The following is a 13150-nucleotide window of genomic DNA, read 5'->3' as shown; positions in this document are numbered from 1 at the left end:
GGGCCAGGCGCGGCGGTTCCGGTACACTCGATTCGTGCAGGGACGTGCTCATCCTCATGCCTGACGAGCGTGGCGGGCAGACCGCCGGTGAGGCCGACGGCCTGCGTCGGTTCATCGACACGGTCGAACACCTGACAGACAGCTTCACGGCTCTCGACGGGTCCTGGGCGATCACCTACATGAACCAGGTCGGCCTGACGTGGGCGCGGCTGACCGAGGCGGAGGTCATCGGCCGTGTCTTCTGGGACGTCTTTCCGTGGGCGATCGGGTCGTCCTTCGGCGAGGGTCTGCAGCGCGTGATGGCCACCCGGACGCCGGAGCTCTTCGAGACCGCGTCGATCCGGTCGGGTCGCTGGTTCGAGTCCCATGTCTTCCCCTCGGGTGACGGGATCGCGGTGCTGTCGCGCGACATCGACGTCCGCAAGCAGGCGCAGGCGGCGCTGCTGGTCGCCGACCGTCGCAAGGACGAGTTCCTGGCCACGCTGGGCCACGAGTTGCGCAATCCGCTGGCGCCCATCCGGACCGCCGCCCAGATGCTGCACCGCACGACCGGCGAGCACCCGCAGGCCCGACGGGCCATCGACATCATCGAACGGCAGGTCGAACAACTGACGCGCCTGGTCGACGACCTGCTCGACGTCTCGCGCATCACGCGCGGCCAGGTGGAGTTGCGCCGACAGCGGATCGACCTGTCGACAATCGTCGAGCAGGCGGTCGAGTCGATCGAGCCGCTCATCGCCGCGCGGGGGCACGAACTGCGACGGGCACTGCCTGGCACTCCGCTGCCGGTCCATGGCGACCCGGCCCGTCTGGCGCAGGTGCTGTCCAATCTGCTGCACAACGCCGCGAAGTACACGCCGGAGCAGGGGCGCATCGAGGTCGGCGTCCGTCGCCTCGCCGACACCATCGAGCTCTGGGTGTCCGACAACGGCCAGGGGCTCGCACTCGAGCATCGAGAGCGGATCTTCGACCTGTTCACGCAGCTGGATCGTGATCGCGGGTACGGCGGGCTAGGCATCGGGCTCACCCTCGCGCGAGCACTGGTGCAGCGACACGACGGCACGATTCACGTCGACAGCGACGGCCCCGGCTGCGGATGTACCTTCGTCGTTCGTCTCCCGGCCGATGGCGGGCCACTCGACGCGCCGGCCGATCGACCGGCCGCGGCCGCCAGTCGGCGCCCCGGCGACGGCGCCCTGCCGCGACGGGTCGTAGTCGTCGATGACAATCGCGATGCGGCCGACGCGCTGGCCTCGAGTCTGGTGCTGGCCGGCCACGAGGTGGAGGCGGCGTACAGCGGAGGCTCCGCCCTGGACCTCGTGCGCACCTTCAGGCCGCATGCCGTGCTGCTGGACATCGGCCTGCCGGGCATGAGTGGCTACGACGTGGCACGCGCCATCCGCGACGACGGTTCGCTGGCGGGTATCCTGCTGGTGGCCGTCACGGGTTGGGGACAGCCCGACGACCGACGCAAGGCGCGTGAGGCCGGCTTCGACCACCATCGCGTCAAGCCGGTGGACACCGCCGACATCGAACGTCTCATCGACCGCATCGGCCAGGGCTGACGGCCGGCGCAGCGGGGCATCGGTGCAGGCGCCTCCAGCACCTCATGTCCTGAGGGTGACCGCCGTGCCGGGCCGAGTGTCGACGTCGGTCATGTGCGTGGGCCCGGACGGCAGGGGCGGCCGCGTTGTGCCGGACGTGCCCAGGGGTTCGGCCACCGGATGGGTGGCGTAGAACGGATTGGGATTGGCCCCCGAGGCGACGCGGCCGGACGCGCCGCCGGCCACCGTCACCGGGACGGCCGTGCGGACGCGGCAGACGCCGCCGAGCCTCGAGCGGATGTGCGCCGTGGTGAGGCGGCCGCCCTCCCACGCGAGGTCCACCTCGAATCCGCCACGCGCGCGCAGGCCGGTCACCCGGCCGCGCGGCCAGGCGGCGGGCAGCGCGGGCAGCAGGTCGAGGGCGCCGTCGTGGCTCTGCACGAGCATCTCGCAGACGCCCGACGTCGCGCCGAAGTTGCCGTCGATCTGGAAGGGGGGATGGGCGTCGAACAGGTTGGCGTAGACGCCTCCCCCACCGCTCATCCGCACACCCGTCTCGTCCACGAGTCGCAACAGCCGCACGAGCAGCCGATGCGCGCGGTCGCCGTCGCGCAGCCGCGCCCACGCATTGATCTTCCAGGCCAGCGACCAGCCGGTGCCGTCATCACCGCGCAGATCGAGCGAGCGTCGTGCGGCCGCGAACAGTGCCGGTGACGAGGACGGCGTGATCTGCCGTCCCGGATGGAGCGCGAACAGGTGCGAGAAGTGGCGGTGGTGGGGATCCTGCGGAGGACGGTCGACGCCCCACTCGAGCAGGGCGCCTTCGCCGGTGATGCGATAGGGACGCAGCCTCGGCAGGACCTGCGCGATGCGCGCCGTGATCGCGTCGCTGATGCCGAGCACCTGCGCGGCCTGCCGCACGTTGGTGCACACGTCCCACGTGATGCCGAGGTCCATCGCACTGCCGGCGCTGACGGCGGCGAGACGGCCATCGGGCAACTGGAACTTGTGTTCGGGCGACGTGGATGGCGACGGCACCAGGAAGCCGTCGGCGTCGGTCACCAGCAGATCGAGTGTGAACTGCGCGGCCCCGGCCATGAGCGGGTACGCCGTGCGCCGGAGCCAGTCGGCATCGCCACCAAAGGCGTAGTGCTCCCACAGGTGCTGCGCGAGCCACGCGCCGCCCATCGGCCACGAGGCCCACACCGGATCGCCCTCTCCGAATCGCCCCACGGGGGCGGTCTGCCGCCAGAGGTCCGTGTTGTGGTGGGTCGTCCAGCCGCCGGCACCGTAGTTGATACGGGCGGTCTCGGCGCCCGGCGTCGCCAGCTCGCCCACCATCGCGAGGAGGGGCGCGTGACACTCGGCCAGGTTGGCCGGCTCGGCCGGCCAGTAGTTCATCTCGGTGTTGATGTTGACCGTGTAGTTGCTGCTCCACGGCGCGCGCACCTGGTCGTTCCACAGGCCCTGCAGGTTGGCCGCCTGCGTGCCCGGGCGGCTGCAGGCGATGAGCAGATAGCGGCCGTACTGGAACAGCAGCGTGGCCAGCGTCGGATCGTCGGCAGGTCCGTCGGCCAGGCGCACGTCGAGCGGACGCGCCGCGGCAGCGGCCGTCGTGGTCCCGAGATCGATCGTGACGCGCGACATCAGCCTCGCGTGATCCTCCCGCTGCCGGGTTCGCAACGTCTCCCAGTCGTGCGCGCGCGCCGCCGTGATCTGCGCCGTGGTCTGCGCCGCGGGGTCACGTCCATCGCGCACGGCCAGGCGCTCCGGGCCATTGAAGCTGGTGGCCATCGCCACCAGCAGCGTGGCCCGCGAGGCGTCGGTGACGCGAAGGTCTCCGACGCTCGTCTCGACCCGCCCGTCGGTGACCACCACCAGGCGAGCCTCGAAGTGCATGCCGCGGTCGTCGGCGTATCTCACCGGGTCGGCGACGTCCTCGTAGTTGGGCTCCACATGGGCAGGCGCACGCCCGCGCAGGACGAGAGCGTCCCCCTCGTTGCGCGTGGCGGCGCGCAGCGGGCTCGACAGCCGCGCCGAGAACCGCAGCAGCCCCGGCCTATCGCACGCCAGTTGCATGGCGATCACCTGGTCGGGATGGCTGGCGACGACGTAACGCGTGAAGGTGGCGGGCCCCAGCCGATAACGCACGGTGGCCTCGCCCGTCGCCAGGTCCAGCGTCCGAGCGTACTGCCTTGCGAGGTCGCCGTGGTCGAACATCACGTGCAGATCGCCAAGCGGCAGATACGACTGCGTGTACGGGCCCATCATCCGCTTGGCGGCAGCGTCGGCCTCGGCGAAGCGACCCGCCGCCACGAGGGCGCGAATCTCCGGCAGCACCGCGCGCGCGCCAGGGTTGTTCCAGTCCGACGGTCCGCCGGACCACAGGGTGTCGTCGTTGAGCTGCAGACGCTCGGCGTTGATGCCGCCGAAGACCATCGCCCCCATCCGGCCGTTGCCGAGCGGCAAGGCCTCCACCCACTGCCGTGCCGCGCGTGCGTAGGTCAACTGCAGCGGCGGCGCCGCCGCCTCGGGGCCCTGCGCCCGCAGCCGCCCACGCAGCAGGGGCAGCGCGCCTGCGGCCAGCACGGTCTCGAGGAAGGTGCGTCGGCCCGGCGCCACCACGGTCGGCGCCGGTGAAGGTCGAGAGGAGTCGGTCACGCGGCCCATGGTACCGCCGCGGGTTCCCGACGCCAGATCGTCGACTCCCGATTCCCGATTCCCGGTTTCCGGTCTCCGGTCTCCGGTCTCCGGTCTCCGGTCTCCGGTTTCCGGTTTCCGGTTTCCGGTTCCCGGCCCTAGATCATGGGCACGGCACGCTTCGCCAACTGGATGGCCAGCCCCCACGGATCACGCAGCATCGTCAGATGCGAGCCATCGGGGTTGTGGAGATGCTCCACCAGCACGGCACCGGCGGCCACGAGGCGTGCGGTGTCGGCATCCGGATCCGCCGAGGTGAATGCCAGATGCAACTGCGCGGGATGCAGGTCCTTGTACAGGTCGGTCGAGGCTGACGCGTTGCAGTAGATCTCGATCATGGTGCGACGCGCGGCATCGGCGAGGAAGTGCATGTGCACCGGCGCATCACCACGCCGCACGACCTCCATGCCCAGATGCTCCACGTACCATGCCGCAACCGCCACGGGATCGGCGACGTTGATTGCCAGATGCTCGAAGGCAAGACCAGCCATGGCGGGGTTGTATCACGAGCGTGCCCAAGGGAACAGGGACAAGGGAGCAAGTCACGAGGGAGTCAAGAGACAAGGGGCAAGACGTGCAAGGGACCAGCGACGAGCGTCTCCCTTGTCTCTCTTGTCTCTCGAGGTCCTTGTCCCTCGTCCCTTGCAGCCCTTGTGACTTGTCCCCTTGTCCCGTGTCCCTTGGCCGGGGCTCCAGCCCCCCTGTACGCTCTGGCGCATGGCTCAGACCGAGACGGTTGCCTTCCGCATGCGCCTGCACGAAGGGCAGGCCGACGAGTATCGACGCCGCCACGACGCCATCTGGCCCGAGCTCGTCGCCCTGCTCCGGGCGTCGGGCGTCGAGGACTACCGCATCTTCCTGGATGACGAGAGTGGGGCGTTGTTCGCAGTGCTGACGCGGCGTGTGGACCACGGACTGGAGGCCCTGCCGCAGCATCCGATCATGCAGCGCTGGTGGGCGATGATGGCCGACCTCATGGACACCCACGCAGACGCGTCGCCCGTCCAGGTGCCGCTGCGCGAGATGTTCCGCCTGTGACCCACGCCTCAGGAGGCGAGGCGCGCTACCGGCCCAGCGTCCGCAGGAACGTCAGCAGCGCCTGGATCTCGGCGTCCGTGAAGTGCGCGAAGCGGGCGCGGGCGGTGTCGTCCATGACGAACAGATCACGCCGCCCCGGTGTCTCTCCCGTGCGCATGAGGTGACGGAAGCCCTCGTCGGTGTACGTCTGGGCGATGGCGAGTGGCGGTGCCTTCCCCGCCATGCCGCCCTCGAACGACGTGCCGTGGCACTCCGAGCAGGCCACGTGCGCGAGGTAGCGTCCACGCGCCGCGGTGTCGTCAGGCGTGCCCGGGTCGACCCGCGTCGCGCCGTGGTCCATGGCGTCCGGGACCGGGCGCAGCCGTCCCGCGGCGATGGCCGCATGCGCCCGCGGCGTGAACGACGTCGCCTGCTCGTGTCCCTCCTCGCGCGGCAGGCGCCGGAGGTAGGCGAGGACGAGGCCGACATCGGCATCCGAGAGGTGGAAGAACGCCGTCGCGGGCATCACGAAGACGCCGGTGCCATTGCGGCGCACCCCGTGCCGGAGCAGACGCACCAGTTCGGGGTCGCCGTAGCCGGGGACCACGCGTGTCAGGTTCGGGGCGATCACCTCCGCGAACGGCAGGGCCTCGGGCAGCGCCCGCCCCTGCAGGCGCTCGCCGTGGCAGTCCGCGCAGCCGAGGACGCGCGCCAGACGCGCGCCTTCGGCCACGGACGCGGCATCGGACGGCACCACACCCGGCCACGTCGCCGCGACCACGCCCTCCCAGGTGCGACCGCGGACCTGGGCCGACCGCACCACGACCGCCACCGCCGCCAGCAGCAGCAGCACCAGGACGACGAGCACGAACCGGCGCAGCGCGATCAGCAGTGGAGACATGCGGGGGTGGTCATGTAGAGTCTGCGCACACGCAGGAGCCAGTTCCAGGAGAGGCCGGATGGATCGTCGTGCATTTCTGTCGTTGCCCGCCGCGGCCGTCGCGCTGAGCCCGCGCGACCTCGTCGCCCAGTCGTCGCCACAACCTCCGGCCCTGGTCCGCTATCCGGACCCGGCGGTCCGTGCCCTCGACCCGCGCTTCCACAAGTATCGCGTCGGCGCCGCCGTCGTCGAACGGTTGTACACCGGATGTCGCTGGGCCGAGGGCCCCGTGTGGTTCGGCGACCTGCGCTGCCTGCTCTGGAGTGACATCCCGAACGACCGCATGCTGCGCTGGACCGAGGAGACCGGCGAGGTCAGCGTCTTCCGCCAGCCGGCCAACAACTGCAACGGCAACACCCGCGACCTGCAGGGTCGGCTCGTCACCTGCGAGCGGCGACGCGTCGTCCGGACCGAGCCGAACGGCACCATCACGGTGCTGGTGGACAACGTCGGCGGCGCACCGCTGAACTCCCCCAACGACGTCGTCGCGCACCCGGACGGGTCGCTGTGGTTCACCGATCCTGGCTACGGCCTGCTCTCCCGCTACGAAGGCGTGCTCGAGGAATTCAAGCTCCCGACGCGCGTCTACCGCTGGGATCCGGCTACGAAGACGGCGACGCCGATGACCGAGGCGATCCGCCGTCCCAACGGGCTGTGCTTCTCGCCCGACTACGCGAAGCTGTACGTGGCCGACACGGAGAACCCGACGCCGGACCGCCCGCGCGGCATCCATGTCTTCGACGTGACGAGCGGCGGCACACGCCTCGGGCCGGGACGCCTGTTCCACGACATGGGGAAGGGGGGCGCCGACGGCATCCGGTGCGATGCCGACGGCAACGTCTGGGCCAGCGCCGGATGGGCCGGCGCCGGGTACGACGGCGTGCGGGTCATTGCGCCGGATGGCACGCACATCGGCCAGATCGACCTGCCCGAGGTGTGCAGCAACCTGTGCTTCGGCGGTGCCAAGGGCAACCGCCTGTTCATGACCGGCAGCCAGTCGCTGTATTCGCTGTACGTCGAAGCCGTCAGCGCCTGATCTCTCGACGCTCCAGGCACGAGAGCGCCGGACACGTCCGGCGCCTACCTGGCTACTGCTGGAACTCGATAGGAGCGGTCGCGACCGTCTTCTCCCACTCCATCCGCAGCATCACCATTTTTGGGCTGGCAGTGAGGAACGCGATAGTGAACTGCTCGACTGGGTGCTCCATGCGGACGGCGTCGGCCTGCTCTTCGACGCGCATCACCACACGCGCCACGTCGAACTTCGGGTCGTAGTTGTAGGTGCCGTACAGGTTGACCTTGTCCTTCGGGTCGTACTTCGGCTGGCGCGGCTGGGTGCTGAGGATCAGCGTCCACGCGCCGGGCTTGAGCTCGACGAAGACGTTGTAGACGCCCGGCTCGAGGCGCTTGCCCGCCACCATCAGCGGCGCCTGCGTGGTCAGCGTCGTCGTGGCGTTGGCCCCCGCACGCCACACCGGCGCGCCGTCGTTGACCACCTTGCCGTAGTCCGCACCTGTCCCGAAGATGTTCTTCCTGCCGCGCAGCAACGGACGGCTGTAGTCGACGACGATCCACTTGCCGCCGTCATAGCGCTGCCCGCCGTTGTCGGTCTTGACCCAGGTGCCGCCGACCTGAATGGCCGCCTGTCCCGGCGGCGACGGCGGCAGCTTGACCTCGGGGACCGATTGGGCCGACGCCGTGAGGGCGACGGACAGACAGAGGGCGGCGGTGGTCAGGACGTGTGGCAATCGCATGCGATATCTCCTTGCGCCGTCGGCGACGGCGCCCTGCGTTCGATGTCGGGCGTGTCGTGCTTCTGCGTTGGTCGTTCGTGGTTCGGCGTTCGTCGCTACCCGACGACCCGCTTCCCATCCCACTTCACCAGGGTGCCGTTGCGGTGACTGATGTTGACCATGTGGCCGACGGTGGCGCACTGGTGGCCCATCAGAGCATTCTGGAACGGTTCCTTGCGCGTGCGCACGCTGTCGTAGAACGCCGCCATGTGCGGCACCGTGGCGTCGCCGCCCTCGATCTTGATTTCTTCCGGCGGGGCGAGCTTCGTCGTGGCGGTCGCCTTCGGTCGCATCGTGGCGCGATCGAGGCTCTGATTGACGGCGAACTGGTCCTTCTGCGCGGCCGGGAAGTGGTTGGTCGAGTAGGTGTAGTTCTCGAGCATCGGCTCGCTGTGCAGCACGAGTCGGTTGGCGTAGTACTCGAGCGTGCCTTCCGTGCCCATGATGGTCAGCGGCGGCTGCGGGTGACCGTTGTTGGCCGTCGCCGTCAGGTTGAGCGTGAAGCCCTCGGGGTACTGGATGACCGCCGACATCTGGTCGGGCACCTCGCGATCCTTCCAGCGGTAGATGCCCCCGATGCCCATCACCTTGCTGGGCATCGTCACGCCGGTCAGCGTGTGCGTCGCCGTGATCAGGTGCACGAACAGGTCCGTCGGCAGGCCGCCCGAATAATCCCAGTACAGCCGCCACCGGAAGAAGCGCTCGGCGTCGAAGGGACGCGCCTTCGCGGGCCCGATGAACCGCGGCCAGTCGATCGTCGAGGCTGACGCATCGGGCGGCACCGGGTAGTACCAGGCGCCGGTGCCGGTGTTGCGGTTGAAGCCGCCGTTGATCAGGGTGATCGTGCCGAGCCGACCGCTCTTGAGGATCTCCATCGCCCTGGCGTTGCCCGGCATGCTGGACCACTGACTGCCCACCTGCACGATCCGCCGGTGCTTCGCCGCCGCGGCGATGATGGCCTCGCCTTCCTGCCAGCTGTGGGTCATCGGCTTCTCGATGTAGACGTCCTTGCCGGCCGCCATCGCCTCGAGCGCCATCGTCTTGTGCCAGTGATCGGGCGTGACGATCACGATGGCCTGGATGTCCTTGTGGTCGAGCAACTGCTTGTAGTCGCGCGTGACGACGATCCCGTCTCCGAGGATCTCCTTGCTGCGCGCGAAGTGCCCGTCGTAGATGTCCGCGACGCCGACGATGCGGGTGCCGGGGATCGACTTGGTGGCACGAATCAGGATCTCGCCGCGGATGCCGGCGCCGATGACGCCCACCCCGACACTGTCGTTGGCACCCTGCCTCGCCCCGCCAGCGGAGGCCCGCATCCCGAGCGCGGCCGCCGAGCCCGCCAGCGGCACCAGGCCGAGTGCACCGGTCGTGGCCAGCGTGCGCACCACGAAGGCACGGCGCGTGACGCGGGATGAGGTCGAGGATTGCTGCGACATGGCGCCATTTCACCACAGGTGGGCCAGCACGGTCAGGTGCGCGAATCCTGTAGGCCACCGCCTACACCAGTACAATGCGCCCCGATGAGCGGACGCCTCCAGGTCCTGATTGCCGCGGTGCTGTTCTCCACCGCGGGCGTGGTCGTCAAGGCGACGACCTTGTCGTCGTGGCAGGTGGCCGGCTTCCGCTCGGCGGTGGCGGCGGTGTTCCTGCTCCTCGTGGCGCGCATTCCCCTCAAGCCGACCTGGCGGACGCTCGGGGTCGGCCTGATCATCGCCGTCACGTTCATCACCTTCATCGTCGCCAACAAGCTGACGACGGCCGCGCATGCGGTGTTCCTGCAGGCCGCGGCGCCGCTCTACCTGGTCCTGCTCGGCCCGTGGCTGCTCGGCGAGCGCGTGCACATACGCGACCTGCCGTTCCTCGGCGTGGTGCTGATCGGGCTCGTGCTGCTGTTTGCCGGCTCGGTCACCCCGACGGCGACCGCCCCCAATCCGGTGCTGGGCAACATCATCGGCACGGCCAGCGGCGTCACGTGGGCGCTGGTGCTGGTCGGCGTCCGCTACATCTCCCGCGAGAGCGGCCTGCGCGGCGCGATGACCGCGACGTTCTACGGCAACGTGTTCGCCTTCCTGTTGTGCCTGCCCTTCGCGTTCCCGGTGATCGATTCCCGCCCGGTGGACTGGGCCGTCATCGGCTACCTGGGCTGCTTCCAGCTGGGCCTGGCGTACGTGTTGCTCACGCGGGGCATCGGCAAACTGCCAGCGCTCGAAGCCTCGCTGCTGCTGTTGCTGGAACCGGCCCTGAACCCGCTGTGGACCTTCCTCGTGCACGGCGAAACGCCCGGTCTCGTCGGCAGCATCGGCGGCGGTCTCGTCCTGATGGCGACCACGGCGCGAGCGCTCCGCCCAGCCGAGCCGCACTAGGCCCCGCACGCACCTGCGCGCTACCGGCCGATAGCGCCGCCGCCGCTCGGCGAGCCACGAATCGAGTTCCGCGGGGCGCGGCCGATTTCCGGGACGACCCGGCGCGCTGCCGGGTCGGCCTGGCCTCGCTGCGCGCATGCACACGATTCCCCGCACCGTTCGCGTCGCGATCGTCGTCCTCGTCGCCGGCACCGCCAGCAGTGCCTGGCGGCCGGCATGAACGACTTCGTCTCCAAGCCCGTCCAGTTGACCGACCTCAGGCAGGCCCTCGTTCGGGTCCCGGTGCCGACCGGCAGCAGGGCACCCGCGATCGACGCCCCTCTCGACAGCCAGACACGCTCCTGACCTGATCGTTGAGCTTGACCTGGCCGCGCCCGCTCAGGTCAACTCCGGAGTGGGGCGCTCCCGCCCCAGGTTCACCGTGAACATCTGGCGTCTCCACTCCCCGGCCGGTCGCTATGGCCTCCCCGCACTTGCCGTGCTGGTGGCGACGCTGTGCCGTCTTGCCCTGCTGACGCTGGACATCGGTGCCAACACGGCCTTCGCGCCGTTCTACGTCGCCACGGTCTTCAGCGTGCTGAACGGCGGCTTCGGGGCCGGGGCGCTCGCCCTCGTGTTCTCGGCCGTGGCCACCCTGGCCCTGTGGGCCGTCAACCCGGCCGCGTACGCCGTCACGCCCGGGTCGATCGTCGTGTTCCTCGTCGTCGGCGGCCTGATCATCTGGCTCTCGCACCTCACCCGCATGGCCCGGCTGCGCGCCGAGCGGGCCGAGCACCGCGTGCAGACCGTGCTCGACAGCATCAGCGATGCCTTCGTCGCGGTGGACTTCCACTGGCGCTACACCTACGTGAACGAGGCCGCGCAGGCCTACTTCGGCAAGGCCGAACGCGACCTCATCGGTCGCGTGTGCTGGGAGGTGTTTCCCGAGGCGCTCGGATCGCCCCTCGAGGCGTACTACCGCCAGGTGATGGCCGACCGGGAGCGGGTCAGCATCGAGTTGCCGTCCGCGCTCAAGCCCGGACGCTGGGTCCAGATGCTGGTGTCCCCGACGGCCGAAGGCATCTCCGTCGTCTTTCGGGACACGACCGAGGAGCGGCGCCTGCAGAACACCATCCTGCGGCACCAGGAGCGCCTGCATCGCGCCCTCGAAGCCGCGCACATGGCGGCGTGGGAGTACGACCCGCGTGCCAACACGGTCACCTACAGCGCGTCGGCGTCCGATGTGCTGGGCATTCCCGTGGATCAGCTGCCGACCGACCGCGAGTCGGGCACGGCGATGATCCATCCCGACGACCGCGAGGCGCACGTCGCGCGCGTACGCACCGCGGCCCGCTCCGCCGACGGCCAGTACCGCTCCCAGTACCGGTTGGCGGACGCCTACCTGTTCGGGCGTCCAGGTCCCGTATGGCTGGAAGACCGCGGCCGCATGCTGTTCGATGCGGTCGGTGGCCTGACGCTCGTCCAGGGTGTGCTGCAGGACGTCACGGCAGAGCGCGCCACCGAAGAGCGCATCCAGGCCCTGAACGAAGACCTGCACGAGCGCATCGCCGAACGACAGACCTTGCTCGAAGCCGCAGAGGCCTCGCGCGAAGCCGCCGAGCGCTCGAGCCGGGCCAAGGACGAATTCCTGGCGGTGCTGTCGCACGAACTGCGTTCACCGATGCAGTCCGTGCTCGGCTGGGTGCAGGTGCTGCGCAACACCCCCCTCGACGCCGAGCCCGCCCGCCGCGCCCTCGACACCATCGAGCGCAACCTGCGTCAGCAGACCCAGTTGATCAACGACATGCTCGACGTGTCGCGCATCGTCACGGGCAAGCTCGTCTTCCACCTGACGACGCTGCCGCTCGGCAGCGTCGTGCGCGAGACGATCGACGAACTGCGGCCCCAGGCACAGGCCAAGGGCCTCGACGTGCACCTGGCCATCGACGCCGACCTGCTCGTCGTGGCCGACCGCGAGCGCGTGCGACAGGTGGTGTCGAACCTCTTCACCAACGCGGTGAAGTTCACCCCGTCGGGCGGATCCGTGCGCCTGACCTGTGCCGAGCGCGACGGGATGGTGCAGCTCGACGTCAGGGACACGGGCGATGGCATCGACGCGTCGCTGCTGCCGACGATCTTCGAGCGGTTCCGTCAAGCCGATACGAGTTCCACACGGCAGCACGAAGGGCTCGGACTCGGGCTCTCGATCACCAAGTACATCGTCGACCACCTCGGCGGCACGATCGAGGCGTGCAGTGACGGGCCTGGCAAGGGGGCCTGCTTCTCGATGCGCCTGCCCCTGGCAGGCGCCCGGCGCCTCGAGGGCACACGCGCCGAGGTCGCCATGGCCGCGCCGCTCGATCGGGCTCGTCCCGCGACGGCGCCGACGACGACAGGTCGGCTGGCCGATCTCGATGTGCTGGTGGTGGACGACCACCGGGACACGGTGGAATTGATCGCCTTCGTGCTCGAGCGGGAGGGCGCCGTCGTGCGGACGGCGCTGTCGGCTCGCGAGGCGATGGCCGCGTGGCAGACGCGGCCCGGTCAGGTGCTGATCAGCGACCTCAGCATGCCGGGCATGGACGGGTTCGCGCTGCTGGCGGCCCTCGCGCTCGGTCCCGGCGTGCCGGCCATCGCGCTCAGCGGCCTGGCGCGCGCCGATGACCGCCAACGCGCACTGGCGGCCGGTTTCTCTTCGCATCTGGCCAAGCCCGTGGAGCCGGACGTGCTCGTGACGACGATCGCCGGTGTCGCCGACGGGTTCGTCAGCGTCGCCGCCGATCCGTCACCGCGCTGACCGGCCCGGCCGCCCAC

General features: G+C 69.9%; 10 protein-coding genes. 5 read left to right on the top strand and 5 right to left on the bottom strand.

Features of this window, described 5'->3' with window-relative positions:
- Window positions 1–56 precede the first annotated feature (56 nt).
- Window positions 57–1565, top strand: a complete 1509-nt coding sequence (locus Q0C41_RS08365; RefSeq protein ID WP_291982752.1) for an ATP-binding protein — start codon at window positions 57–59, stop codon at window positions 1563–1565.
- Window positions 1566–1607: 42 nt separating this feature from the next.
- Here Q0C41_RS08365 and Q0C41_RS08360 read toward each other — a convergent pair whose 3' ends face one another.
- Window positions 1608–4205, bottom strand: a complete 2598-nt coding sequence (locus tag Q0C41_RS08360; protein ID WP_291982750.1) for a glycoside hydrolase family 95 protein — start codon at window positions 4203–4205, stop codon at window positions 1608–1610.
- A 137-nt stretch (window positions 4206–4342) separates the two neighbouring features.
- Complete coding sequence (locus Q0C41_RS08355) at window positions 4343–4735, bottom strand: VOC family protein (RefSeq protein ID WP_291982748.1); 393 nt, start codon at window positions 4733–4735, stop codon at window positions 4343–4345.
- A gap of 226 nt (window positions 4736–4961) precedes the next feature.
- On the opposite strand from Q0C41_RS08355, the gene Q0C41_RS08350 reads away from it, so the two are divergent.
- A complete protein-coding gene (locus tag Q0C41_RS08350; RefSeq protein WP_291982746.1) occupies window positions 4962–5282 on the top strand; it encodes an L-rhamnose mutarotase in 321 nt (106 codons plus the stop codon).
- 25 nt (window positions 5283–5307) lie between these two features.
- Here the strand turns inward: Q0C41_RS08350 and Q0C41_RS08345 are convergent, their stop codons facing one another.
- A complete protein-coding gene (locus tag Q0C41_RS08345; RefSeq protein ID WP_291982745.1) occupies window positions 5308–6162 on the bottom strand; it encodes a c-type cytochrome in 855 nt (284 codons plus the stop codon).
- A 58-nt stretch (window positions 6163–6220) separates the two neighbouring features.
- Between Q0C41_RS08345 and Q0C41_RS08340 the strand changes: the two genes are divergently transcribed.
- Window positions 6221–7237 carry an SMP-30/gluconolactonase/LRE family protein gene (locus tag Q0C41_RS08340; RefSeq protein ID WP_291982743.1) on the top strand — a complete coding sequence of 339 codons (1017 nt, stop codon included), beginning with the start codon at window positions 6221–6223 and terminating at the stop codon, window positions 7235–7237.
- 52 nt (window positions 7238–7289) lie between these two features.
- On the opposite strand, the gene Q0C41_RS08335 is transcribed toward Q0C41_RS08340, so the two are convergent.
- Together Q0C41_RS08335 and Q0C41_RS08330 are read right to left on the bottom strand one after the other, a co-directional pair.
- Window positions 7290–7955: a DUF2911 domain-containing protein gene (locus Q0C41_RS08335; protein ID WP_291982741.1), complete on the bottom strand. Its 666-nt coding sequence runs from the start codon at window positions 7953–7955 to the stop codon at window positions 7290–7292.
- Between the two features lie 95 nt (window positions 7956–8050).
- On the bottom strand, window positions 8051–9430 hold the full coding sequence (locus Q0C41_RS08330; RefSeq protein WP_291982739.1) for a Gfo/Idh/MocA family oxidoreductase: 1380 nt from the start codon (window positions 9428–9430) through the stop codon (window positions 8051–8053).
- Between the two features lie 84 nt (window positions 9431–9514).
- Between Q0C41_RS08330 and Q0C41_RS08325 the strand changes: the two genes are divergently transcribed.
- Both Q0C41_RS08325 and Q0C41_RS08320 read left to right on the top strand, forming a co-directional pair.
- Window positions 9515–10357, top strand: coding sequence for an EamA family transporter (locus tag Q0C41_RS08325; RefSeq protein WP_291982738.1), 843 nt, complete (start codon window positions 9515–9517; stop codon window positions 10355–10357).
- A gap of 421 nt (window positions 10358–10778) precedes the next feature.
- Complete coding sequence (locus Q0C41_RS08320; RefSeq protein WP_291982736.1) at window positions 10779–13133, top strand: ATP-binding protein; 2355 nt, start codon at window positions 10779–10781, stop codon at window positions 13131–13133.
- Window positions 13134–13150 lie beyond the last annotated feature (17 nt).

Origin of the sequence: Luteitalea sp. (genome assembly GCF_022842525.1) — a bacterium.
GTDB lineage: Bacteria > Acidobacteriota > Vicinamibacteria > Vicinamibacterales > Vicinamibacteraceae > Luteitalea.
Note: the sequence above shows the minus strand (reverse complement) of the source record. Positions and strands in the feature narration are given on the sequence as shown.

What these genes read in the sequence shown, in the direction of transcription:
- Q0C41_RS08365 (WP_291982752.1), top strand. Translation starts at nt 57, where the DNA reads ATGCCTGACGAGCGTGGCGGGCAGACCGCCGGTGAGGCCGACGGCCTG.
- Q0C41_RS08355 (WP_291982748.1), bottom strand. Translation starts at nt 4,735, where the DNA reads ATGGCTGGTCTTGCCTTCGAGCATCTGGCAATCAACGTCGCCGATCCC.
- Q0C41_RS08350 (WP_291982746.1), top strand. Translation starts at nt 4,962, where the DNA reads ATGGCTCAGACCGAGACGGTTGCCTTCCGCATGCGCCTGCACGAAGGG.
- Q0C41_RS08345 (WP_291982745.1), bottom strand. Translation starts at nt 6,162, where the DNA reads ATGTCTCCACTGCTGATCGCGCTGCGCCGGTTCGTGCTCGTCGTCCTG.
- Q0C41_RS08340 (WP_291982743.1), top strand. Translation starts at nt 6,221, where the DNA reads ATGGATCGTCGTGCATTTCTGTCGTTGCCCGCCGCGGCCGTCGCGCTG.
- Q0C41_RS08335 (WP_291982741.1), bottom strand. Translation starts at nt 7,955, where the DNA reads ATGCGATTGCCACACGTCCTGACCACCGCCGCCCTCTGTCTGTCCGTC.
- Q0C41_RS08330 (WP_291982739.1), bottom strand. Translation starts at nt 9,430, where the DNA reads ATGTCGCAGCAATCCTCGACCTCATCCCGCGTCACGCGCCGTGCCTTC.
- Q0C41_RS08325 (WP_291982738.1), top strand. Translation starts at nt 9,515, where the DNA reads ATGAGCGGACGCCTCCAGGTCCTGATTGCCGCGGTGCTGTTCTCCACC.